Source organism: Streptomyces sp. NPDC021622, assembly GCF_040640795.1.
In the GTDB taxonomy this organism is placed as follows: domain Bacteria; phylum Actinomycetota; class Actinomycetes; order Streptomycetales; family Streptomycetaceae; genus Streptomyces.
Map to the genome: position 1 here is coordinate 288897 of NZ_JBFACK010000006.1, position 23811 is coordinate 312707.

Sequence of the window (23811 nt, forward strand, 5' to 3'; positions counted from 1 at the left end):
GCAGGGAATATCAACGAGGAGAGTTCATGCCACAGGAGAGCTCTGCCCAAGGCCAGTTGGGCGACGAGGCTGTGTACGACTACGACGTCCTCGTCGTAGGCTCCGGCTTTGGCGGTTCCGTCTCCGCCCTGCGGCTGACGGAGAAGGGCTACCGCGTCGGCGTACTCGAAGCGGGCCGTCGCTTCACCCGCGACGCGCTCCCGAAGAACTCCTGGGACCTCAAGAACTACCTGTGGGCACCGGCGCTCGGCCTCTACGGAATCCAGCGCATCCATCTGCTCGGCAATGTGATGGTGCTGGCGGGGGCGGGCGTCGGCGGAGGTTCGCTCAACTACGCGAACACGCTCTACGTACCCCCCGAGCCGTTCTTCAACGACCCGCAGTGGAAGGACATCACGGACTGGCAGGACGAGCTGAGCCCCTACTACGAGCAGGCCAAGCGCATGCTCGGGGTGCGGCTCAACCCGACCACGACACCGTCCGACATCCATCTGAAGGCGACCGCCCAGGCCATGGGAGTGGGCGACAGCTTCCACATGGCGCCGGTCGGCGTCTTCTTCGGAGACGAGCAGGACGCCTCAGGATCTTCAACGGCCGAGCCGGGCCAGGAAGTTCCCGACCCCTACTTCGGCGGCGCGGGCCCCTCGCGCAAGGCCTGCACCGAGTGCGGCGAGTGCATGACCGGCTGCCGCCACGGCGCGAAGAACACCCTCAACGAGAACTACCTCTACCTGGCGGAGAAGGCCGGCGCCGTCATCCACCCGATGACGTCCGTCGTCACCGTCACCGAGGACTCGCGGGGCGGGTTCGCCGTCGCCACCCTGCCCACCGACGCCAAGCGCAAGGGCAAGGGCCGGACGTTCACGGCCCGCAAGGTCGTCGTCGCCGCGGGCACCTACGGCACGCAGACGCTCCTGCACCGCATGAAGGACAACGGGCTGCTGCCGCACATCTCCCCGCGGCTCGGCGCGCTGACCCGCACCAACTCCGAGGCCCTGGTGGGCGCCCAGACCACCGACCGCCGCTACCGCAAGGCACATGGCGGAGCGAAGCCGGACTTCACCAAGGGCGTCGCGATCACCTCGTCGATCCACCCGAACGACTCCACGCACATCGAGCCGGTCCGCTACGGCAAGAAGTCCAACGCGATGGGCGGCATGACGATCCTCCAGGTCCCCTACAGCGCGAAGGCGCGCGTGGCCGGCTGGCTCGGCAACGTCGCCAAGCACCCCTGGCTGATGGTCCGTTCGCTCTCCAACCGGCGCTGGTCGGAGCGGACCATCATCGGCCTGGTCATGCAGTCGCTCGACAACTCCTTGATCACTTACCGCAAGGAGAAGGGCATCGGCAAGGGCCTGCTGACCGCCCGGCAGGGGCACGGCGCGCCCAATCCGAACCAGATCCGCGAGGCCACCGAGGCCGCGACGCTGCTCGCCAAGGAGATCAACGGCTTCCCGGGGTCGAACGTCGGCGAGCTGATGGGCACCCCGCTGACCGCGCACTTCCTGGGCGGCTGCCCGATCGGGGACTCCGCCGACACCGGAGTCATCGACCCCTACCACCGCCTCTACGGCCACCCGGGCATCTCGGTCGTCGACGGCGCCGCGGTCTCCGCGAACCTCGGCGTGAACCCGTCCCTGACGATCACCGCGCAGGCCGAGCGCGCGATGTCCTTCTGGCCCAACAAGGGCGGCGAGGACACCCGTCCCGCACAGGGCACGGCGTACGTACGTCTCGCGGCCGTCGAGCCGAAGACCCCCGCGGTGCCGGACGACGCGTTCGGCGCGCTGAAGCTGCCGTTCCTGGGGATGCCGGCGGTACCGGCGAAGAAGTAGCGCCTGCGCGCTGTTGAACGTACGTACGCGAAAGGACCTGCGCCCCCCTCCGAGCGCAGGTCCTTTCGCGTGCTCAGGTGCCGTCGCGAGACGGCGTGCCGCGGTGCGGTGTACCGCTGTACCGCGTACCGCTGTACCGCGTACCGCTGTACCGCGTACCGCTGTGCGGCGTACCCCGCTTACGCGGAGGCGTCGGCCTTCTTGCGGCGGACGATGAAGACGGCGCCCGCACCGGCGACGACGGCGACACCGCCGACGAGACCGATGGTCGGCAGCATCGAGCTGGAGCCGGTCTCGGCGAGGTTGCCGGTGGCCGGGATCTCGTTGGTGCCGCCCTGCGGCGCCTTGCCACCCTGCGGCTTCTTGCCGTCCTGGCCCGGCTTCTCCTCGGCCTCACCCGGGTTCTCGTTGCTGCTGCCGGCCTTCAGGACCGTGAACTCGTAGAACGCGAAGGCGTTGTGCACGCAGTTCGCCTCGGAGTCCAGGTAGCCGCCGAGGCCGAGCGCGTAACCGTCGCCGGCCGGGGCCTTGGCGCTGATGTTGACGCGCAGCTTGATGTCGACCTTCTCCTTGGCGCCCAGCTCCGTGGCACCGAAGTAGAGACCGCCCGAGACCTCGTCCGCGATGGACTCCCAGGACTTGGAGTCCGGGTTGAAGTACTGGATCTGCGCGTAGCTGGCGAGCCAGTCCTGCTCGTCCTCGCTGTCCGACCAGTTGTCCACGGCGGCCAGCCACTGGACCTCGCCGAGGTCCTCGTCGCTCGGGTTCGACGCGGTCAGCTTGAACTGGTGCCAGCCGCTGCCGGCAACGATCTTGCCGGGCAGACCCGAGAGCCCGAGCTCCAGCTTGGAGTCGACGTCGACGCCCTCGTCGTCGACCGGGCAGTCCGTGGGGGCCTCGGTGGGCTCCTCGGTCGGCTTGGCCGTCTCGGTCGGCTTCCCGGTCGGTTCGGCCGTCTCGGTGGGCTTGGCCGTCTCCGTCGGGGCGGCCGTCTCGGTGGGCTTGGCCGTCTCGGACGGGGCCGCCGTCTCCGTCGGCTTGGCCGTCTCGGTCGGCGTGGCCGTCTCGGAGGGCTGGGCCGTCTCGGTGGCCGTCGCGCTCGGAGACGAAGTGGTGGTGTCCTCGGTAGCGAAGGCGGCAGGGGCCGACAGCAACGCGATCGGGGCTATGGCAGCGGTCGCGGCCGCGGCGGCCATGACACGGCGAAGCTTCATGAAGACCTCAGGAAGTCCGGCGTACTGCCTGGTGAGCAGTACGGAGGTGGAGGCCTCCGCGGTGGGGACGCGGGTGTGGCCGTTGTTACGCATGCATGACCTGCGTCCCCTGTGAATGGTTGTCCTGGAACTCACATCATTCTTATGTGGCTTGAATCACATGGCTTGTGCGGTTGTCGCGGGGTGCCGTAGAAATTCCTCCGCCCGACGGCGAACGGCCGCCGGGCGAAGGGCAGTAGGAGGGGGCTGCGTGACAGTGCCGGACGAGATGCCGGAGCACATACCCGACGAGGTGTGGGAACGGTTCGAGCGCGACAGTCTGCGCGACATCCGTACGTCCGCGCCGAAGGAGCCGTCCGCGCGGGCGCGCATGGTGGCCGAGCGGCTGCGGCGCCTGGACGAGGAGGCGGCGCGCCAACAGGCGGCGGACTCACGGGCGTTGGGCCGTCGACGCAGAAAGCGCAAGGCCGCGCGGGGGGAGGATGCCGCCGGGGCATGGCGGCCCGACGAGTGGCGGTCCGCGCCCACCGGGCCGCGCCGCAGCGCCCGTTCGGAGCGCAGCCGCCGGGTGTGGAGCGTGGTGATCGTGGTGGGCGGCATGGCGCTGGCCATCGTGTTCCTGAGCCCGTTCCGCTTCTGGATGTGGGGCTAGCCCGTACGACGGTCGCGCCGGCCGAAGCGGAACCAGGCGCGATGATCTTCCGTCGTACGAGGGGTGCGGGTGACTCCGCATGGTGCGACAGGAAGAAAGAACGGGGAGCGGGAACGTGAAGTCAGCTGTGTCACGCGGCGTGGTGGCCGTTTCGGTGGTGGCGGCACTCGGCCTGACGGCGGCGTGCAGCGGGAGCGGCGGCGACGGCAAGGGCGGCTCCGGTGGCAAGAAGCCGTCGAAGTCCGCGGGTGCCGCCGGGTCCTCGGCCGCCGAGAAGCTGGAGAAGTCCGCTCTCGCTACGGGTGACGTCAAGAAGTACAAGGTGGAGAAGGCATCCGAGGCGTCTGGGGCGTCTGAGGCGTCTGAGGCGTCCGCGGACAAGACCGCGCCGCCCTCGGCTGCCGTGCGTCCCGGCGAGTGCCGTTCGCTGTCGGACATGCTCAGGGCCACCGCACCCGAGGGTCCGAAGGCGCAGGTCGTACGGACGCTGAGCAGCACCGACATCGACGACGCCACGACGACCGAGGTCGAACTTCTCGCGTACGACAAGGCCGGCGCCGAGAAGACGATGGACACCCTGCGGTCCGCGTCGAAGTCGAAGAAGTGCGCCACCTTCGGGGTCGGCGGCCACCGGTACTTCGGCGTGCGGCCGCAGCCGGCTTCGGTCGGCGGCGACGAGTCCGTCTCGTTCAAGCTCGCGAGCCGCGCGGGTGAGTTCCTGGCGCGGGACAAGGTCACCGTCGTACGCAGCGGCTCGACGCTGATGTCCTTCCACGCGTCGAACGTCTTCGACCAGAAGGCCGTGAAGTCCGCCAGGCAGGGCGACCCCGAGGTCGCCGATGCGATCGTCGACGCGCAGCTGTCGAAGGTGGAGAAGTAGCCCCCGCCGGTGACTGAGGCGCGGTCGGCGCAGAGCGAAGGGCCCCGCGGGACGGATCCGCGGGGCCCTTGGCTGTCAGCACCGACGTCAGGGCAGCGTCGGTGCCGCGGAGCGGCGCCGGGGGAGTGCGCCGCGAGTCTGTGGGGCGCCGGTGGCCGACCCGGCGCACGAGGGGCGCTCACGTGGTATCGACCATTGGCAATGGAATTGTGGAGTGCCGCGTTTGCGGCCCGTACCTCTACGCATCGTGCTGGATCTGGCGTTGCCTGCGCAACCGTTTCGACCAGATCTAGACGAACAGGGACAGCTCGGGGTTCTCGACGGGACGGCCGGGTCGGCTGGGGGCTGCGGGACGGTTGGGGGGACGGCCTGGGAGGCATCTTGGGGGACGTCTTGGGGACGTCTTGGGGACGCTTTGGGGGACGGAGGCCGGCCGGCTTCGGGCGTCCCCGAAGCCGACCGTTCTCTTGGGTGACCGGGCTGCTGTCCCCTGCCGTCCGGTCACGTCTCTGGAGCGAGGTCCCACGGCGTACACGGTGTGTGCGCCTCATCGCTCCAGCGGAGCCACGCGTGGTTTTCCCGTGCCCGCCCCTGGCTGGCACGGACATCGGGACCAACGAAGCCCCTCCGGAACCGGTCACGCGCCGTACGGGTGAGAGCGGACCCGAACTCAGGTCCGGTGGCACAAGGGTTCCGGGGACCCGGACCCGGCAGGCGGTGGGACGGTCCGGGGCGGTTCAGACGCGGCCGCGGCACAGCTCGAGGAGCGTCATCGCGAGCGACGTGCCGGGCTTGCCGAGCGCGTCCCTGTAGTGGCCGAGGACCTCCATCTCGCGGGAGAGATTCACGCGGCGGCCGCCCGAGGCGATCCGGGCCTCCTGGATGACGGAGGACACGGCCATCCGTTCCTGGACGAGGCCGATGATGCGGTCGTCGAGCGCGTCGATCCGCTCGCGGGCGTTCTCGATCACATCGGCTGCCTCGGGGGTGCGGGCGCCGGTCTTCTCGGTCGTGGCGGAGGTGGTGGCGGTGCTCATCTGGGGCTCCTCGTCGGATGGGAGGCGGCCCCGGAGCGACAAGGTCCGGAATGACAGAACGCCCCGGGCCTTGTCGGCCCGGGGCGCCTGGGAAGTCGCTTGTCAGTGGATCAAGCAGCTCGACCATGGCAGCCGGCGGGCCGGTTGCCATAGGTAAAGAGGAAGCTGAGGTGCTTGGTCACGAGGTCAGTATGCCCCCAGGCGCGCGTGCCCGGTCAACACGGGTTCCGTCGCGGCTCGGATGCTGAGACGCCCCCCGGCGCCGGGCCCCGTGCGGACCGGCTCCCGTCGGATGCGACGAAGGGAGTACTCACGCGCCCGTTAGAATCGACAAAACAGACCCCTTGCCACACGCACTGAGCCCCAGCTCACGCTCAACGCCGGAAGGCCGCCGCCGTGCCATCAGCGTCCCCCGCTGCCGCCGCTCCCGACACCGTTCTGGTCGTCGACTTCGGAGCGCAGTACGCCCAGCTCATCGCCCGACGTGTCCGTGAGGCCCGGGTCTACAGCGAGATCGTGCCGAGCACGATGCCGGTCTCCGAGATGCTCGCGAAGAACCCCGCCGCAATCATCCTCTCCGGCGGCCCCTCGTCGGTGTACGCGGACGAGGCACCGCGCCTGGACCGCGCGATCTTCGAGGCCGGCGTCCCCGTCTTTGGCATGTGCTACGGCTTCCAGCTGATGGCGACCACCCTCGGCGGCACCGTCGACAACACGGGCGCCCGCGAGTACGGCCGTACGCCACTGGCCGTCTCCAAGCCCGGCTCGACGCTCTTCGAGGGCACCCCGGCCGAGCAGTCCGTGTGGATGTCGCACGGCGACGCGTGCAGCGCGGCGCCCGAGGGCTTCTCCGTCACCGCGTCCACGGACGTCGTGCCGGTCGCGGCCTTCGAGAACGACGAGAAGAAGCTGTACGGCGTGCAGTACCACCCCGAGGTCATGCACTCCACGCACGGCCAGCAGGTGCTCGAGCACTTCCTCTACCGCGGCGCCGGCCTGAAGCCCGACTGGACCACCGGCAACATCGTCGAGGAGCAGATCGCCTCGATCCGCGAGCAGGTCGGCACCAAGCGCGCGATCTGCGGCCTCTCCGGAGGCGTCGACTCCGCCGTGGCCGCCGCGCTGGTGCAGAAGGCCATCGGCTCGCAGCTGACCTGCGTGTATGTCGACCACGGTCTGATGCGCAAGGGCGAGACCGAGCAGGTCGAGAAGGACTTCGTCGCGGCGACGGGCGTGCAGCTCAAGGTCGTCGACGCGCAGGAGCGGTTCCTGAGCGCGCTCGCCGGTGTCTCCGACCCGGAGCAGAAGCGGAAGATCATCGGCCGCGAGTTCATCCGCGTCTTCGAGCAGGCGCAGGCGGAGATCGTGGCCGAGGCGCCGGGCGACCAGCCCGTCGAGTTCCTCGTCCAGGGCACGCTCTACCCGGACGTCGTCGAGTCCGGCGGCGGCACCGGCACCGCCAACATCAAGTCCCACCACAACGTGGGCGGCCTCCCCGAGGACCTCGAGTTCCAGCTGATCGAGCCGCTGCGCCAGCTCTTCAAGGACGAGGTGCGGATGGTCGGGCAGGAGCTCGGTCTGCCGGACGAGATCGTCCAGCGCCAGCCCTTCCCGGGCCCCGGCCTCGGCATCCGTATCGTCGGCGAGGTCACGAAGGACCGTCTCGACCTCCTCCGCGACGCCGACGCGATCGCCCGCGAGGAGCTGACCGCCGCCGGTCTCGACCGTGACATCTGGCAGTGCCCCGTCGTGCTGCTCGCGGATGTGCGCAGCGTGGGCGTGCAGGGCGACGGCCGGACGTACGGCCACCCGATCGTGCTGCGGCCCGTCTCTTCCGAGGACGCCATGACCGCCGACTGGTCGCGCCTTCCGTACGAGGTCCTCGCGAAGATCTCGACGCGCATCACGAACGAGGTCGCCGACGTCAACCGCGTCGTCCTCGACGTGACGAGCAAGCCGCCGGGCACCATCGAGTGGGAGTAGTCCCACAGGGCTTACTGCGGGGCTTCCCGCGGAGCTCTCCGCAGGGCTGAAACGGCGCCGTCCACTTCTGTGGGCGGCGCCGTTCGCGTACGTCAGGTCCGCCTGGTCGTCCGCGCGGGCGCACCCGGCTTCCACAGCCGCACGGCCAGATACTTCTCGTCCTCGATGTACGTACGGACCACCTCGGCCAGTTCCGTACGGAACAGGTGGAACGGCTCCGGCGGCCCGACCTCCCCGGCATAGCGCGCGACGGTCTCGGGGTCCGTCACCTCGATGGCCCGCCCGGCGATCCGGATGTCGCCGCCCGCCATCTCCGTGCCGGCTCCCGGATTCGCCTGGAGGGAGAAGCGCGGGTCGCGGCGCAGGTCGAGCGCCTTCATCGAGTTCGGCATCATGCCGAGCCACAACTCGCCGTACAGGAAACGGACTTCGAGCCCCGTGGTGCGCGGCGAACCGTCTTTGCGGAGCGTGGCGATGACGTGGTGGGTGAAGAGGCCGAAGCGCTCCTCGGCGGTCCGTGCGAAGTCGGGTTCTGCCGCGGCGAAGGCTGCCCAGTTCGATGTCATACGGCTCGATGTCATACGGCTCGATGTCATACGGCGAGTGTGGCGCCAATACCCGACATCCTCTGTCCGGCTTCGCATCCCGATTGCGCACTCTCTTCACAGGGACCCCCTGTCTTCCTGCGCTGACCGGCGGTAACTTCCGCTCCGTACAGCGAGGGATGGAGGAACCATGCAGGCGCCCACACCGATACCCGTCGAACGGCTGCAGTTCGCGATGCCGCCCGTCCACGACTCGATGGCGGACGAACGGCGGTACCGCAAGGAGCGGCTCGCCGGGGCGCTGCGGCTTTTTGGCCGGCTCGGATACGAGGACGGGGTTTCCGGGCACATCACGGCGCGCGACCCGGAGTACGACGACTGTTTCTGGGTGAACCCCTTCGGGATGCCCTTCAAGCACATCACCGTGGGCGATCTGGTCCTCGCCAACGCGGAGGGGCAGGTCGTCGAGGGCCGCCACCACGTCAACCAGGCCGCCTTCACCGTCCACGCGCAGGCGCATCTGGCGCGGCCCGGCGTCGTCGCCGTCGCCCACTGCCACTCGCTGCACGGCCGCGCGCTCTCCACGCTCGGCGAACTCCTCGACCCCATCACCCAGGAGTCCTGCGCCTTCTACGAGAGCCACGCGCTGTACGACGGCTACACCGGTGTCGTCGTCGACGCGGAGGAGGGGCGGCGCATCGCGACCGCGCTCGGCGACCACAAGGCCGTCATCCTGCGCAACCACGGACTCCTCACGGTCGGCGACTCCGTGGACGCCGCCGCCTGGTGGTTCCTCACCCTGGAACGCTCCTGCCAGGTCCAGCTGAGCGCACGGGCCGCGGGCCGCCCGGTCCTGATCGGCCACAAGCAGGCCGTGGCGACGCGCGAACAGCTCGGTAGCGATCTGGTGGCCTGGATCAACTACCAGCCCCTGTGGCAGGACATCAGCCGCAGCGAACCGGATCTGCTGACCTGAGCCGCCGCTCCCCTCCGTCAACCCCGGCGCGCCGGCCTCACCCGCCCTGACCTGACCCGAGGGACCCGATCGACTTCCCGTACGGCACAATCCCCTTTCATTGCAAGGAAGTTCACGGATCGGTGCTTCACGGATCGGTGCTCGGACGAGGGCGGGGAAGGCGGCGTACGAGGTGGCGGTGCAGGAGGCTCGGCAGGGCGCGCACGGGGGTGGCTGCGCGTGCGGTGACTGCCCGCACGGTGCGCGCGAGGGACACCGGCGGGCCGTGGCCGAGTTCCTCGCCAAGCGCGACGAGCTGGCCGCCGGGGAGGGGCTTCCCGCGGCGGTCGCGCACTCCGCGGGCGCTTCCCGGCAGTGGGTGTCGGACGAACTGACCCAGTCCGCGCGCGCCGTCGCCGAACGCGGCCGCGCCGAGGGCGAGGCCTGGCTCGGCCTGCTCCGGCAGCGCACCCTCGGTGTCGTCTGGGGAGCCGTGGGCGTGCTGCTCCTGGTGCAGGCGCTCACCGCGATCGGCACCGGCTGGACGCTCGCCCGCACGGCCGGGCTCCTGTCGGCCGTGGTCGTCGGCGGCCTGCTGTCCGGCGCCGGACATCTGCACCGGGCGCGCGGCGGCGTCCTCGCGCCGGTGATCGGCGAGGACAATCGCCTCTCCACCTCCCGTGCCGTGGCGGCCTGCTGGATCCTCCTCGTCGTCTTCGCCGTTCTGGTCCTCGCCGGGCAGCTGACCGGCGCTTCCGGGCACCGGCAGCGGGACGAGCTGATCGCCGGTCTCGAAATCGCCCGCGCAGCCGGAGCCGTGACCGTCCTCACCGTGGTGTGCGGGGTCGCCGTGCTCGTCCGCCGTGTGGTGGGCCTGCGGGTCCTCGGCCAGCGGCTGCAGAAGGTGCCGGCCCACCGGCCCCGAGCCGCCGATCTGCTCACCGACGACGCGGGCCGCGGCAGCTTCGCGGACACGCAGTACGTCCTGGTCAGCGCCGTCGCCATCGTCTTCGCCGCGGTACGGCTCGCGCGCCGTCCCGAAGAGCTGCCCGACCTGCCGTGGGGGCTCGCGCTGCTCGTCCTGGTGTCGGCGGCGACATACCTGGCGGGCAAGTACGCCGAGGGCGGCCGCCCCGTGATCCTCTCCGTGGTGCGGGCCCGCGAGGCCGGCGACCTCGACGCCCCCATCCGCACCGGCGACGACATCGAGATCCGCGGCGCCGGATTCGTGCCCCCGGGCGCGCAGAGCGCCGACCGTCTCGCCCGCATGGTCGTCCGCATCGGAACGGTCCACGTCCATGTGCCGCTCGTCCCCGTGCCCGGCGGATTCACCAACCCGACCGACGCGGCGCTGACCGTCCCCGTCCCGGTCGACGTGGAGCCGGGCCGCGTCGACGTCCAGGTGATCACCGCGGCGGGCGTGGAGACGAACCGGTGCACGATCGACGTCACGGACTGAACCACGGACCGCAGCACGGCCTCCACCACGGACCGAGTCATCGACCGATGAGCTCGGCACGGCAACGGATCTGTTCTCGCGAATTCGGTGTACGCCACTGAGCAGGGCCCCCTCTTCGTACGTATCGTCTGATGGCGGGTCAATGGGAGAGACGGTCAACGGGAGAGGCGGCGAGAGCGATGGCTCACGGCATGCGCACCGACAGCCACAACAGCTACGTCAGAAGCAGCGGCTGGAGGGAGAGCGCTTCCCGCTATGCCCTGCTCCCGCTCCGCGTCTTCCTCGGCGTCACCTTCATCTACGCCGGCCTGGACAAGATCACCGACAGCGCGTTCATGTCCGCAAGCGGCGCCGGGTCCATCGGCGAGATGATGGAGGGCGTCCGCGACATCTCCGCCATCCCGGCCCTCGTCGACCTCTCCCTCAAGAGCCCCGTCGGCTTCGGCTACGCCATCGCCCTCGGTGAACTCGCCGTCGGCATCGGCACCCTGGTCGGCCTGTTCGCCCGGATCGCGGCGCTCGGCGGCGCGCTGATCTCGCTCAGCCTCTGGCTGACCGTGAGCTGGTCCACCGAGCCCTACTACTACGGCAACGACCTGGCGTACCTGATGGCCTGGCTGCCCCTGATCCTCGCCGGGGCGTCCATCTTCTCGGCCGACGCGATGCTTGCGACCCGGCGCAGGCGCGCCTCGGGGCTCGTCTAGCCCCGGGGCTCACCCAGGCGCTCACCGGTACTCGGCCGTACGCCCGGCCGTGCGTCGCCTGGACGTCCGTCAGCCGTCCGTGGAGTCGTCGGGTGACCGGTCCGCCGGGCGGCCGGGTATGTGGTCCGCCGGGAGGTCGGTCGAAGGGCCGGGTGAGCGGTCGGTCGAGTGACGGGTCGAGTGACGCGTCGAGCGGTGGCCGGGGCGGCCGCGTATGCCATAGGCCACGGCTGCCGTCGCGCCGCCGAGCAGCAGGCCCGCCAGCAACAGGGGGAACGCCACGAACCACGGCGTGTCCCAGAGGCCGCCCGCGTCACCCGCGTAGGCGATCGCCGCTATCAGCAGGAACAGGCCCAGGACCAGCTTGCCGGGATGGAACTCATGACGTAGCACGGGTCACCTCCGCCTGTCCGATGCCCACTTCGACGTTCAGCTCAAGTGTGCCGCCGTCCTTGCTGCCCGCGGGCGGGTCCAACGTCACCCTCTTCTCCTTGCCCGGAGCGATGTCCACATCTCCGTCGCGGTCGTCCGGCAACTGGATGTCGCCGACCCCGACTTCGACGTTCAGCTTGACCGTGCTGTCCTTCGGCACGATCACCTTCAGCTGTCCGGCCCCCACCTCTGCACTCGTCGTCACCGTCCGGTCCTTGCCGGGGCCGGCCCGGCTCAGATCGAGGGTGCCGATGCCCGTACCCAGTTCGTAGTTGGGCCGCACCTGCTCCGACGTGGCCGGTTTCCAGTCCGTGCGCGCCCAGGTGGTGCTGATGTCCTTGGGCAGCGCGGCCGCGCCCGCGAGCAGCGTCGCCGTGATCACCGCGAGGATGATCGAGCCCACCCCCGTACGCCCGGCGAAGGCACTGACGGCGATGCCGACCGCGAAGACGGCGAGCGCGCACGCGAGGCCGGTCTGCAGGCTGGTGCCGAGCGCCTGCTCCTCCCACGTCAGGCCCGTGCCGAGGCCGCCGGCGACCAGTGCCGTCAGGAAGACCGAGCCGCCGATCCAGCGCGGGCCGCGCGGCTTGGGCCGAGGGGTGGGAGCCGCGGGCTCGCCCTGCCGTATCCGACCGTGTGGCGGATCCGGCTGGTACTCGACGGTGACGCCCTCCGGCCCCCAGAAATAGCCCGAGATCCCGTCGTGCGTGCCGTCCTTGACGATCGGGTCCCGCCACCACGAGGGCGCCCCGGCCACCGGCGGTGCCTTCGCCTCGGGCGGTGCGTCCGCGACGGTCTGTGCCGCCACCGGGTCGGGATCGGTCAGGCCGCGCTGCTGCGACCAGTACCCCGCGCCCGCGAGGAGCAGGGCGAGGACGGCGGCGAAGGTCAGCGCCCCGCCGTTGTTCAGCAGGGACAGGAAGACTCCGCAGCCGACGAGCGCGAAGAGCACGGCCGTCAGGGCCTGGCCGTCGACCCGGCCGGAGAGCAGCCTGCGCGCCTCGTTCTCCTCCTCGTCGTCGAAGGGGACGAACAGCCACGCGAAGCCGTAGAAGACAAGGCCGAGCCCGCTGGTGACCGAGAGGACCGCGAGACCGATCCGGAAGATCACCGGATCCATGTCGCAGTGCCGCCCGAGCCCCGCGCACACGCCGCCCAGCTTCTTCTGACGGCGGTCACGGCGGAAGTTCCGCACGCCCGCGGGCCCGCCCGGCTCCTGTGCCGTGGCGGACAGCGGATCGCGCTGCGCGGCCTGCGGGCCCGTCCCGGCGGGCTGCTCGTCTGTCATGTGTCCATGGTGACGGGCGGGAGGCCGCGACGGCAGTCGGAACAACCCTGGCCGAACCCTGATATCACCCCTGACGTACCCCTGCCCCGACCTGCGGCCACCGTTCGTCCGGGGCGGAGATCAGGGGAGTCTCGGGGGTCGACCCTGATGCCCCCGCCCGCGTACGCGTGTGAATATCGGAGACATGCCGGAAGCCGCAGCAGTACCCATCGAAGACGAGCGGCCGCTGCGAAAGCTCTACCGCAGCGGTGACGGTCGTTGGCTCGGCGGAGTCGCGCGCGGCCTCGCAGGGCACCTCGGGCTGCCCGTCGTCTGGGTGCGGCTGATCTTCGTCGGCCTTTTCATGGCGGACGGCCTCGGCGCGCTGTTGTACGCGGCGTTCTGGTTCTTCGTGCCGCTGGGCGTCGGCGGTGTCGACGCCCAGCGCGCGCCCTCCGCCGTCACCACAGAGACGACGGCCGACGGCCGCCGCAAGCTCGTGGCCCGCAAGCCGGACAAGGGGCAGCTCGTCGCGCTGCTCGCGATGGTCGTCGTCGCCATGGTCTTCGTCGGCAATGTGGACCTGGGCAGTTCCACCAAGGCCTATCTCGTCCCGACCCTGCTCGTCGCCGCCGGTGTCGCCCTCGTCTGGCGCCAGGCGGACAACGCGCGCCGGGCCCGCTGGATGGCGGTCGGCCGCCGTCGGCGCACGCTGACCATCGCCCGTGCGGCGGCCGGGGTGCTGCTCGTCGGTGCCGGTGTCTCCGGCATCGTCGTGCTGCAGGGCTCGACCTCGCACCTCAGCTCCGTGCTGCAGGCGGCGCTCGCCGTGCTCGTCGGCGTCGCCCTGCTCGCCGGCCCCTATCTCGTACGCATGATGCAGGACCTCTCCGAGGAGCGCCTGATGCGGATCCGCGCCCAGGAGCGGGCGGAGGTCGCCGCGCATGTGCACGACTCGGTGCTGCACACCCTGACCCTGATCCAGCGCAACGCGGAGAACGCCTCGGAGGTGCGCAGGCTGGCCCGCGCCCAGGAGCGCGACCTGCGTCAATGGCTCTACAAACCGGAGGGCACGGGCAAGGACGAGGACGACGAGCCCGACACCCTCGCCGAGGCGGTCCGGCGCAACGCGGCGGAGGTCGAGGACAAGCACGGCGTCCCCATCGAGGTCGTCATAGTCGGCGACTGCCCGCTCGACGACCGGCTGTCCGCGCAGATGCAGGCCGCGCGGGAAGCGATGGTGAACGCCGCCAAGTACGGTGGCGAGGGCGGTGCGGTGCAGGTCTTCGCGGAAGTTGAGGGGGAGACGGTGTTCGTGTCCGTCCGGGACCGTGGCCCCGGGTTCGATCTGGATTCCGTGCCGGACGACCGCATGGGAGTACGAGAATCGATCATCGGCCGTATGCAGCGCAACGGCGGCACGGCGCGGCTGCGCGCCGTGCCGGGGGGCGGCACGGAAGTCGAGCTGGAGATGGAGAGGACGGCGACGACATGAGCGACGCGAGTGAGCCCGTGGGGCCCAGGGGCGGATCAGAGGGTGCGCCCGACCCGACCGCGGCCGGACCGGACACGTCGGCCGGACCGGGCACGTCGGCCGTGCCGACTGAATCGGCTCGGCCCGCCGATGCGGCCGGTACTGCCGTCGGCGGTGACGAGGAAGGCCGCCGGGTGCGTGTCGTCCTCGTCGACGACCACCGGATGTTCCGTACGGGCGTGCAGGCGGAGATCGGCAGGACGGCGATCACGGGCGTCGAGGTCGTGGGTGAGGCCGCCGATGTCGATCAGGCGGTCACGGTCATCACGACGACGCGTCCGGAGGTCGTGCTCCTCGACGTGCACCTTCCGGGCGGCGGCGGGGTCGAAGTCCTTCGCCGTTGCGCGCCGTTGATGTCCGACGCCGAGAACCCGGTGCGGTTCCTCGCGCTCTCTGTGTCGGACGCCGCCGAGGACGTCATCGGAGTCATCCGGGGCGGCGCCCGCGGCTATGTCACCAAGACCATCACCGGCACCGATCTGGTCGACTCCGTCTTCCGTGTGCAGGACGGCGACGCGGTGTTCTCGCCGCGGCTCGCCGGGTTCGTCCTCGACGCCTTCGCGTCGACCGACGCGCCGCCGGTCGACGAGGACCTGGACCGCCTCACCCAGCGCGAGCGCGAGGTGCTGCGGCTCATCGCGCGCGGGTACGCGTACAAGGAGATCGCCAAGCAGCTCTTCATCTCCGTGAAGACGGTGGAGTCGCATGTGTCGGCGGTGCTGAGGAAGCTGCAGCTGTCCAACCGGCATGAGTTGACGCGGTGGGCTACGGCTCGGCGGTTGGTCTGACGGGTCGGTCGGACTTCAGCGGTGTGTGCCGCCCGCGACCGCGGTGGGGGTCAACATCCGTACCGCCCAGCGGTAGTGGCCGACCGCCTTGGTGACGCCGACCAGGCCCGTCAGCCACAGGACCAGGCCGGCGCCCATGCCGAGGGCGACGTCGCCGTACGAGTCGCGTCCCGGCTCGGCGTAGGCGGCGGCAGCGAAGGACGCCCCCAGGCCCAGCGCGCACAGGACGAAGGAACCGAGGAGCCAGCAGAGGCTCAGGCCGGGGGAGCGGAGCGCGGAGTCCGCCGTCGGGTGGCTGTCCAACGCGAGCCAGGTGTCGGTGAGTTGGCGTATCTGCCGGTCGCGGCGGATGCCCAGGGCGACGCCGATCACCGAGGGGACGAGTGCCCCCAGGCCCAGGACGGCGCAGACCGGGCCGAACACGATGACCATGGGCTCCTTGTCCTCGACCATCTGGATCGGCAGCGCGAGCAGCGACCACCCGATGACGCCGCCGAGCCCCAACAGCCAGAGCAGCAGCAGCCGGTGCACTCCCAGGCTCCGCCTGCGCAGCTCTTCGAGTGCCATGCCGCGGTCGGCGAGGAGCGCGTTGCGGTCCGGCCACGTGCGCAGGTGGGCGGGCGGCGGTGGGGGCGGCAGCGTACGGCGGGGCATGAGCCAGAACAGTACCTTCGGGCTGCTCGGACTCTTTGTGAGGCCCTTCACGCCACCCGCGTGGCCCCCGCGAACGGCATCTGGCTGATCGGTGCCAGGCGCACCGGCGCGCTCGGGTTCGGGGCGTGGATCATCTGTCCGTTGCCCACGTAGATGCCGACGTGACTGATGCCCTGGTAGAAGAAGACCAGGTCTCCTGGCTGCAGTTGGGAGCGCGGGACCCGGTTGCCCGCCGCGATCTGGGAGTACGTCGTACGGGGAATGGCGACCCCCGCGGAGCGGTACGCGGCCTGGGTGAGCCCGGAGCAGTCGAAGGCGTTGGGGCCCGTGGCGCCCCATACGTACGGGCTGCCGAGCGCCTTGTAGGCGTAGGAGACGGCCGTCGACGCGCGGGCGTTGGGGGCTTTCGCCGGGGCGTCCAGGGCGGCGTCGCGGCCGGCGGCGCGGGAGGTCCGGTCCTGATCGCCGTCGCCCGCCAGCCGCGCACGCTCTTCGGCGGTCAGCCGGGCGAGCAGCCGCTTTGCGGAGTCCAGCTTTCCGTTGACCGTCTTCTTGTGCTTCCTCAGCTCCGCCTGGCGGGATTCGAGGCGGTCGAGCGTGCCGTCGGCCTCGCTGTGCAGCTGGTCGATCTCCTGGAGCTGCTTGCGTACGCCGCTGACGGCCGAGGCCTGGCGGCTGCCCGCACGGTCGGCGAGCGCGGCGCGCTCCAGGAACTGGTCGGGGTCGGAGGAGAGCGCGAGCTGGACGGCGGGATCGATGCCGCCGCTGCGGTACTGCGCCGCGGCGATCGAACCGAGGCCCTCGCGCGCCGAGTTGAGCTTCTCCGTCTTGCGGGCCGCCTCGTCGCGCAGCTCGCCCAGGGACTCCTCGGCCTTGTCCGCCTTCTCCTTGGCGCCGTTGTACTTCTCGGCGGCGATCTCCGCCTCGCGGTAGAGCGCGTCGACCTTGGACTTCACCTCGGTCGGGCTGAGCCGGGGGTCCGCGTGGCCCGTCCCGTCGAAGGCGGTCGCCGTGGCGGCCCCGGCGAGGGCGAGGGTGGCGGCGGTACGGGCCGTACCGCCGCTGAGCGCGCGCTGTCTGGGCTTGCGGTGAGCTGCCACGAGGGGGCTCCTTAGGGTCCGGCGACGGCCCGCACAGGGGGAGCGGACCGCCGCCGGGTTTCTCGGCGGTGGTGTCCGACTGCCGCCCCTGGTCCGGACGGCGGTGGGGAGCCGGTCACCTGACGAAGGACGCTAAACCTGACCGTCACGGGTTGGTGACGGAATGTACGCAACTGACGGAAGTGCTCCGGCCGGTGGCCGTATGTGGCCGCGCGCATCGCGTGGCCGCACAGCCTTCGTACAGGCCCCTGACCGATGCGCCGCTTGTGGCCCACCTGGGTGCCGAGCGGTGGTATGGCCCCGGCTAGGCTCCGGATCCATGGACGTACTCACCCATGTCTTCGTCGGTCTGCACATCATCGGTATCGCCTCCCTGCTGGGCGGCTTCCTCACCCAGATGAAGCAGATGGGCCAGGGCACGGCCCGCTTCAACCCCGCGATGCTGCACGGCGCGCTGACCATGCTGGTCACCGGCGTGATCCTGGTGGGCCTCAACCAGGCGGACGACAACCCGGTCAACAACCTCAAGATCGGCATCAAGATGGCCGTGCTGATCGTGATCCTCGCGCTGGTCTATGTGAAGCGGGACGAGGAGAAGGTCGACAAGGGCATGTTCGGTGCGGTGGGGCTGCTGACCACGGCGAACATCTTCATCGCGGTGCTGTGGACCTGACCACCGCAGGAAAACGGCCCTCCACGCGCGCGTGGAGGGCCGTTTTCCTTTGCGTGTGACGGTTACGCGGGGCGCACCACGCTGTGGATCGGCATGTAGTAGATCGACTCGACGCGGACGTTCGTGCCCGGCTTCGGGGCGTGGATCATCTTGCCGTCGCCGATGTAGATCCCCACGTGGCTGATGTCGTCGTAGAAGAACACCAGGTCACCCGGCTTGGCGTCGGCGGTTTTCACCGTCGTGCCGACCTTCACCTGGTCCCACGTGGTGCGCGGCAGGGAGATGCCCGCGGCCTTCCACGCGTCCTGGGTGAGACCGGAGCAGTCGTAGGAGTCGGGGCCCGTGGCACCCCACACGTACGGCTTGCCGATCTGCGCCTCCGCGAAGGCGATGACCTTCGCGGCCTTCGTCGCGTAGCCGCTGTCGGTGTCCCCGGAGCCGGTGCCGGTACCGGTGTCGGAACCGGTGTCCGGGGTCTCAGTGTTCTCGTCGGTCCCGTCGTTCTGCTGCTCTTCCTCGCGCTCCTTGGCGGCCGCCTCTTCCGCCGCCTTGCGCTTGGCCTCCGCCTCGGCCTCCTGCTTGCGGGCCAGTTCGGCGGCCTTGCGCCTGGCCTCTTCTTCCTTCTTCTTCTCGATCGCCGCGAGCCGCGCCTTCTCCTCGGCGGTCAGCTCGGAGAGCAGCGTCCGGGCCTTCGTGAGCTTGTCCTGGACGGCCTTCTTGCTCGTCTTCAGGTCGTCCCGCGAATCGCTCAGCGTCTCCAGGGACTTCGCGGCCTTCGCGCGCTGCTTCGTCGCCGACGCCTGCTGCGTCTGGTAGTCGTCGACGGCCTTCTTCTGGCGCTCGGTCAGCCGGTCCGAGAGATGGTTCTGGTCGAAATACCCCTGCGGGTCATCGGCGAGCATCATCGTGGCGGTCTCGGAGACGGCGCCGGTGCGGTACTGGGCCGCGGCGAACGAACCGAGCTCCTGACGGGCCTCGTTCAGCTTGTCCGTGCGCTGGGCCACGTCGTCCAGGAGGGTGTCGACCTTCTTGCGCTGCTTCTCGGTGCGCTCCTTGGCCGAGTTGTACTTCTGGGTGGCCACGCCGGCCTGCTGGTAGAGGTCGTCGACCTTCTTCTGGACCTCTTCGAGACTGGGCTTCTGTGGCGCCGAGGGGGCCGCTTGGGCGCTCTGCGACAAGAGGGCCACGGAGGTGAGGGCCGCCGTCGTGATGCCGATGGCGGGAGTGGTGCGTATTCCGGCAATGCGGGTCCGCGGCTTGCGGTGCGACGCCAAGGGAGGCGACTCCTTCCGTAGACCGCCTACCGGGTTAGCTGTCGGGTTCGGGCGGGTGGTTCGGAAGGTTGCCCTACAGTCCCGTACTTCGTACGGGACCGATTCACCCCAAGGTCTTGGTGGGTCCCCGGCTCCGAGGAGGTCGGACTCGGCGGAGGCCACCCGTTCCCGGCGGGGTTCGCCGGTGGAAGTACGAGCAGCCCGCGGAGCACGCTAGCCAACTCGTGTGGTCCGTGTGAAGGTTGATGTTCGATATGCCCGATACATTTTCGTGACTTTACGAAGCTCTTGACGCGGGCACGCCGTGCCGTAGCGGAGCGTCACCGCCCGCGGGCGGGGCGTGAGGGGTCTCCCCTGCTCGAGCGGAGCCGAGAGCTTGGGGAAGGATCGAGGTGGCCGGAACCCGGGGCGGGTTGTCAGTGGGGCCGCCTAGACTCGGGAGGCGATGAGCAGCCTCTTTGATGACAGCTTCCTGGCGGACCTCCAGCCCTTGCGGGCATCGGAGGGGGAGCCCCCGCCGCCGCCCGAGGACAGTGCTCCGGAGCCCATTCCGGATGATCTGTTCGACGGGAAGTTCGACGCGCCCACGCCCCGGGACGCGCACTACCGCGGCGGCGCGCCCCGCCCGGTGATCGACCCGGCGGCGCTGCTCGACGGTCTGAACGAGAACCAGCGCGCGGCCGTCGTGCACGCGGACTCCCCGCTGCTCATCGTGGCCGGCGCCGGCTCCGGCAAGACCCGGGTCCTGACCCACCGCATCGCCCATCTCCTGGCCGAGCGGCATGTGCACCCGGGACAGATCCTGGCGATCACGTTCACGAACAAGGCCGCGGGCGAGATGAAGGAGCGCGTCGAGCAGCTCGTCGGGCCGCGCGCGAACGCGATGTGGGTGTCGACCTTCCACAGCGCCTGCGTCCGCATCCTGCGCCGCGAGTCGAAGAAGCTGGGCTTCACCTCCTCCTTCTCGATCTACGACGCCGCCGACTCCAAGCGGCTCATGGCGCTGGTCTGCCGTGACCTGGACATCGACCCGAAGAAGTTCCCGCCGAAGTCCTTCAGCGCCGAGGTCTCGAACCTGAAGAACGAGCTGATCGACGAGGAGACCTTCGCAGGACAGGCCGCGGACGGCTTCGAGAAGACCCTCGCCCAGGCGTACGCGATGTACCAGTCGCGGCTGCGCGAGGCGAACGCGCTCGACTTCGACGACCTGATCATGACGACGGTCCACATGTTCCGCGCGTTCCCGGACGTCGCCGAGCACTACAGGCGCCGCTTCCGGCACGTGATGGTCGACGAGTACCAGGACACCAACCACGCGCAGTACGCCCTGGTGCGCGAGCTGGTCGGCCCCTCCGGAGGCGAGGGGGACGATCCGGCCGAGCTGTGCGTCGTGGGTGACGCCGACCAGTCGATCTACGCCTTCCGCGGCGCCACGATCCGCAACATCCTCCAGTTCGAGGAGGACTACCCGAACGCGACGACGATCCTCCTGGAGCAGAACTACCGCTCCACGCAGACGATCCTCACCGCGGCCAACGCCGTCATCGAGCGCAACGAGAGCCGCCGCCCCAAGAACCTGTGGACCAACGCGGGCGCGGGCGCGCGCATCACCGGCTATGTCGCCGACACCGAGCACGACGAGGCGCAGTTCGTCGCCGACGAGATCGACCGGCTCACCGACGCGGGCGACGCGAAGGCCGGCGACGTCGCGATCTTCTACCGGACGAACGCGCAGTCGCGTGTCTTCGAAGAGATCTTCATCCGCGTCGGCCTGCCCTACAAGGTCGTCGGCGGTGTCCGCTTCTACGAGCGCAAGGAGGTCCGGGACGTCCTCGCGTATCTGCGCGTGCTCGCCAACCCGGAGGACTCCGTACCGCTGCGGCGCATTCTGAACGTACCCAAGAGGGGCATCGGCGACCGCGCGGAGGCGATGATCGACGCGCTCTCGCAGCGCGAGAAGATCTCCTTCCCGCAGGCGCTGAAGCGCGTCGACGAGGCGTACGGCATGGCGGCCCGCTCGGCGAACGCCGTCAAGCGTTTCAACACGCTGATGGAGGAGCTGCGGACCATCGTCGAGTCCGGCGCGGGCCCGGCCGTCGTCCTGGAGGCCGTGCTCGAACGGACCGGCTATCTCGCCGAGTTGCAGGCCTCGACCGACCCCCAGGACGAGACGCGCATCGAGAACCTCCAGGAACTGGCCGCCGTGGCCCTGGAGTTCGAGCAGGACAGTGGTGCGGCGGGCGAGACGGGCGCCGAGACGGAGACCGAGGCGGAGGGTGCGGGCGCGGGTGTCTCCGGTTCGCTCTCCGAGTTCCTGGAGCGGGTCGCGCTCGTCGCCGACTCGGACCAGATCCCGGACGAGGACGACGACGGCTCCGGTGTCATCACGCTGATGACCCTGCACACCGCCAAGGGCCTGGAATTCCCCGTCGTCTTCCTGACCGGCATGGAGGACGGCGTCTTCCCGCACATGCGCTCCCTGGGCCAGGTCAAGGAGCTGGAGGAGGAGCGCCGTCTGGCGTACGTGGGCATCACGCGCGCGCGGGAGCGGCTGTATCTGACGCGGTCCTCGATGCGCAGTGCCTGGGGCCAGCCCTCGTACAACCCGCCCTCGCGCTTCCTCGAAGAGATCCCCGACGCCCATCTGGACTGGAAGCGGACGGGGTCCGTCGGCGCGCCGGCGTCCTCCGGACCCGCGGCGGGCATCACGTCCTCCCTGTCGTCGTCGCGCTCGCGTGCCGGCGGCGCACAGGGCTTCGCCACACGCCGCGCCACCGAGAAGCCGGTGGTCTCGCTGGCGGTCGGTGACCGGGTGACGCACGACCAGTTCGGCCTCGGGACCGTGGTCGGGGTGAAGGGCTCGGGTGCGAACGCCGAGGCGACGGTGGACTTCGGAGAGCCCAAGCCGAAGCGCCTGCTGCTGCGGTACGCGCCGGTGGAGAAGCTGTAACGCCGGGGGCGGCGGCCGGAGTTGCGTCGGTCGCCGCCGCGGGTCGCAGCCGGAGTTACGTCGGGTCGAGGTCGTGGCTGCGCAGCCACGGCAGCGGGTCTATCGCCGAGCCGCCGCCGGGACGCACCTCGAAGTGCAGATGCGGTCCCGTGGAGTTGCCGGAGTTCCCGGAGAAGGCGATGACGTCGCCCGCCTTGACGGGGCCGCTGGAGATCTTGTGTGTGGAGAGGTGGCAGTACCACGTCTCCGTGCCGTCCTTGGCGGTCACTATCGCCATGTTTCCGTAGGCGCTGTTCCACTTCGTGGAGACGGTGCCGTCGGTCGCGGCCATCACTTCGGTGCCGTACGACACCGGGAAGTCGATTCCGGAGTGCGCCGACATCCAGTTGATGCCTGCCTGGCCGTAATAGGCGCTCAGCCCCTGCTGCTTGACCGGCAGCGAGAACTTGGGGCGCAGGCGCTCCTTGCGTGCGGCTTCCTCGGCGGCCTTCTTCTCGGCGGCCACCTTCTGCGCCTTGAGGTCGATGCGTTCCTGGGTGCGGCTCGCCCGGTCCGCGAAGTCGCCCGCGTCCGCCGAGAGGTTCTCCAGCTGCGTGTCGAGCTTGTTGTTGGCCGCGGAGGGCTTCACCGACGTCGGGTCCGGGGCCGTGGCGGCCTGGGTCTCCTTGCCGTCGTCACCGCCGAAGCTGCCCACGGAGGCGGCGGCGATACCGGCGACGCCCATCACACAGGCCGAGGGCACGGCCACCGTGAGCAGGGCGGAGCGCTTGGCGGGGGTGCGGCGGCGGGTCCGCGAACGGGAGCCGCGGGAGCGGTCCATGACCGGCGGCTCGTCGTCGTCGGTGTCGCGTCCGAAGCTCGGCTCGATCGGGCCGAGCGGCTCCGCGGGCGCCTCGTCCGGGGTGAACTCGTGTTCGGCGGGGGCGGGTTGGGCGTACGGATCGGACGCGTAGGAGTCGACCGGGGTGTCGGCCGCGTACGCCGCGTGCGCGTAGGCCTCTGCGGGCTCGGAGGGCTCGTACGGATCCAGGGTTCCGTGCTCTTCGACAAGCGCCGTCGTGTGCGCCTCGGTTGCCCCGTACGTCTCGTGTGTCCCGGTCGCTCCGTACGCCGCCTCGTGGCCGCCGGAGTTCCAGGCCGTCGCGTCGTACGCCCCGGTGTCGAAGGGCTGCGCCTCCCACTGGCCGGTCTGCTGCGGCTGGTTCCAGGCGGTGGAGTCCCACTGCTCACTGGCGTCGGGGCCCGGCTGGGCGGGGATGTCCGTGGCGAGCGTCTGGTAACCGCCGGTCGGCCACGCGGCGCTGGTGTCGTAACTGCCCGTCTCGTAGCCGTTCGCGTCGTACGCGACCTGGGGCTGCGCGGCGTACGGGTCGTAGCCGAGTGTCTGCTGTGTCCCCGTGGTTGACCACTGGCCGGTGTCGTACTGACTGCCGGGCATGTCGCCGAAGAGCGGGTCGGAGGCGAAACTTCCGGTGTCGGGATTCGCCGTGTCGTAGCCGCCGGTGGTGGTGAACGTGCCGGTGGAGTAGCCGTCGTACCCGGTGTAGCCGCCGTGCTGCGTGCCCTGGTCGTACGACGCATAGGGCGCGTAGTCGGCGGGTGCCGAGGCCGGGGGAGTGGGGGTCCCCGACGGGTGACGGTCGTTCACCAACTTCTCTTTCGCCTCGGCAGCAGGGGGCAGAGCAGTGCGGTGACTGTACCCGGCGGTACGCGGGCGCGACAATCTTCGGCAGGTTTCCTGATCTCAGGAAACGGGCATTCGGCCGCCTTTCGGCGGACTGTGGGCACAGCTTTGGCCCTGCGTTCGAGAAGCGTTCGACGAATCGTGGTGAACGCGGGGCGTGGGAGCCGCTGCTGAGGTCGCCGCGCGTGCCG

At 70.2% G+C, this 23811-nt stretch carries 20 protein-coding genes and 1 riboswitch; of the genes, 11 read left to right on the plus strand and 9 right to left on the minus strand.

Features of this window, described 5'->3' with window-relative positions; genetic code table 11:
- Nucleotides 1–26 precede the first annotated feature (26 nt).
- Nucleotides 27–1835, plus strand: a complete 1809-nt coding sequence (locus tag AB0G47_RS14650) for a GMC family oxidoreductase (RefSeq protein WP_360768655.1) — start codon at nt 27–29, stop codon at nt 1833–1835.
- A gap of 179 nt (nt 1836–2014) precedes the next feature.
- Here AB0G47_RS14650 and AB0G47_RS14655 read toward each other — a convergent pair whose 3' ends face one another.
- Nucleotides 2015–3142: an LAETG motif-containing sortase-dependent surface protein gene (locus tag AB0G47_RS14655; protein WP_360768657.1), complete on the minus strand. Its 1128-nt coding sequence runs from the start codon at nt 3140–3142 to the stop codon at nt 2015–2017.
- Nucleotides 3143–3299: 157 nt separating this feature from the next.
- On the opposite strand from AB0G47_RS14655, the gene AB0G47_RS14660 reads away from it, so the two are divergent.
- Both AB0G47_RS14660 and AB0G47_RS14665 read left to right on the plus strand, forming a co-directional pair.
- Nucleotides 3300–3701: a hypothetical protein gene (locus AB0G47_RS14660; RefSeq protein WP_360768659.1), complete on the plus strand. Its 402-nt coding sequence runs from the start codon at nt 3300–3302 to the stop codon at nt 3699–3701.
- 115 nt (nt 3702–3816) lie between these two features.
- Nucleotides 3817–4581 (plus strand): hypothetical protein, encoded by a 765-nt coding sequence (locus tag AB0G47_RS14665; protein WP_360768662.1) that lies wholly within the window; start codon nt 3817–3819, stop codon nt 4579–4581.
- A gap of 737 nt (nt 4582–5318) precedes the next feature.
- On the opposite strand, the gene AB0G47_RS14670 is transcribed toward AB0G47_RS14665, so the two are convergent.
- On the minus strand, nt 5319–5618 hold the full coding sequence (locus AB0G47_RS14670; RefSeq protein ID WP_360768665.1) for a chorismate mutase: 300 nt from the start codon (nt 5616–5618) through the stop codon (nt 5319–5321).
- A gap of 396 nt (nt 5619–6014) precedes the next feature.
- Here AB0G47_RS14670 and guaA point away from each other — a divergent pair, with 396 nt between their 5' ends.
- On the plus strand, nt 6015–7601 hold the full coding sequence (guaA, locus tag AB0G47_RS14675; protein ID WP_360768668.1) for a glutamine-hydrolyzing GMP synthase: 1587 nt from the start codon (nt 6015–6017) through the stop codon (nt 7599–7601).
- A 92-nt stretch (nt 7602–7693) separates the two neighbouring features.
- On the opposite strand, the gene AB0G47_RS14680 is transcribed toward guaA, so the two are convergent.
- Complete coding sequence (locus AB0G47_RS14680; protein WP_360769035.1) at nt 7694–8167, minus strand: pyridoxamine 5'-phosphate oxidase family protein; 474 nt, start codon at nt 8165–8167, stop codon at nt 7694–7696.
- Between the two features lie 169 nt (nt 8168–8336).
- Here AB0G47_RS14680 and AB0G47_RS14685 point away from each other — a divergent pair, with 169 nt between their 5' ends.
- The 3 genes from AB0G47_RS14685 (at nt 8337) to AB0G47_RS14695 (ending at nt 11264) form a co-directional block, all read left to right on the plus strand.
- Nucleotides 8337–9122 carry a class II aldolase/adducin family protein gene (locus AB0G47_RS14685; RefSeq protein WP_360768671.1) on the plus strand — a complete coding sequence of 262 codons (786 nt, stop codon included), beginning with the start codon at nt 8337–8339 and terminating at the stop codon, nt 9120–9122.
- Nucleotides 9123–9294: 172 nt separating this feature from the next.
- Nucleotides 9295–10560 (plus strand): hypothetical protein, encoded by a 1266-nt coding sequence (locus AB0G47_RS14690; RefSeq protein WP_360768674.1) that lies wholly within the window; start codon nt 9295–9297, stop codon nt 10558–10560.
- 179 nt (nt 10561–10739) lie between these two features.
- A complete protein-coding gene (locus tag AB0G47_RS14695) occupies nt 10740–11264 on the plus strand; it encodes a DoxX family protein (protein ID WP_360768677.1) in 525 nt (174 codons plus the stop codon).
- Between the two features lie 69 nt (nt 11265–11333).
- On the opposite strand, the gene AB0G47_RS14700 is transcribed toward AB0G47_RS14695, so the two are convergent.
- On the minus strand, nt 11334–11657 hold the full coding sequence (locus AB0G47_RS14700; RefSeq protein ID WP_360768680.1) for a hypothetical protein: 324 nt from the start codon (nt 11655–11657) through the stop codon (nt 11334–11336).
- Nucleotides 11644–12984, minus strand: coding sequence for a PspC domain-containing protein (locus tag AB0G47_RS14705; RefSeq protein ID WP_360768683.1), 1341 nt, complete (start codon nt 12982–12984; stop codon nt 11644–11646). The genes AB0G47_RS14700 and AB0G47_RS14705 overlap by 14 nt, the downstream gene beginning before the upstream one ends.
- A 184-nt stretch (nt 12985–13168) precedes the next feature.
- Here AB0G47_RS14705 and AB0G47_RS14710 point away from each other — a divergent pair, with 184 nt between their 5' ends.
- Nucleotides 13169–14458, plus strand: coding sequence for a PspC domain-containing protein (locus AB0G47_RS14710; RefSeq protein WP_360768685.1), 1290 nt, complete (start codon nt 13169–13171; stop codon nt 14456–14458).
- A complete protein-coding gene (locus tag AB0G47_RS14715) occupies nt 14455–15285 on the plus strand; it encodes a response regulator transcription factor (protein WP_360768688.1) in 831 nt (276 codons plus the stop codon). The genes AB0G47_RS14710 and AB0G47_RS14715 overlap by 4 nt, the downstream gene beginning before the upstream one ends.
- A 15-nt stretch (nt 15286–15300) precedes the next feature.
- Here the strand turns inward: AB0G47_RS14715 and AB0G47_RS14720 are convergent, their stop codons facing one another.
- Nucleotides 15301–15939 carry a hypothetical protein gene (locus tag AB0G47_RS14720; protein WP_360768691.1) on the minus strand — a complete coding sequence of 213 codons (639 nt, stop codon included), beginning with the start codon at nt 15937–15939 and terminating at the stop codon, nt 15301–15303.
- A 47-nt stretch (nt 15940–15986) separates the two neighbouring features.
- Nucleotides 15987–17039, minus strand: a complete 1053-nt coding sequence (locus tag AB0G47_RS14725) for an NlpC/P60 family protein (protein ID WP_360768693.1) — start codon at nt 17037–17039, stop codon at nt 15987–15989.
- A gap of 319 nt (nt 17040–17358) precedes the next feature.
- Here AB0G47_RS14725 and AB0G47_RS14730 point away from each other — a divergent pair, with 319 nt between their 5' ends.
- Nucleotides 17359–17712, plus strand: a complete 354-nt coding sequence (locus tag AB0G47_RS14730; protein WP_360768696.1) for a hypothetical protein — start codon at nt 17359–17361, stop codon at nt 17710–17712.
- 62 nt (nt 17713–17774) lie between these two features.
- Here AB0G47_RS14730 and AB0G47_RS14735 read toward each other — a convergent pair whose 3' ends face one another.
- Entirely contained in the window at nt 17775–18986 is a 1212-nt protein-coding gene (locus AB0G47_RS14735; protein WP_360768699.1) for an NlpC/P60 family protein, read from the minus strand.
- Between the two features lie 7 nt (nt 18987–18993).
- Nucleotides 18994–19150, minus strand: a riboswitch (cyclic di-AMP (ydaO/yuaA leader).
- Nucleotides 19151–19431: 281 nt separating this feature from the next.
- Here AB0G47_RS14735 and pcrA point away from each other — a divergent pair.
- Complete coding sequence (pcrA, locus tag AB0G47_RS14740) at nt 19432–21936, plus strand: DNA helicase PcrA (protein ID WP_360768700.1); 2505 nt, start codon at nt 19432–19434, stop codon at nt 21934–21936.
- A 55-nt stretch (nt 21937–21991) separates the two neighbouring features.
- Here the strand turns inward: pcrA and AB0G47_RS14745 are convergent, their stop codons facing one another.
- On the minus strand, nt 21992–23584 hold the full coding sequence (locus AB0G47_RS14745) for a M23 family metallopeptidase (RefSeq protein ID WP_360768703.1): 1593 nt from the start codon (nt 23582–23584) through the stop codon (nt 21992–21994).
- Nucleotides 23585–23811: the final 227 nt, after the last annotated feature.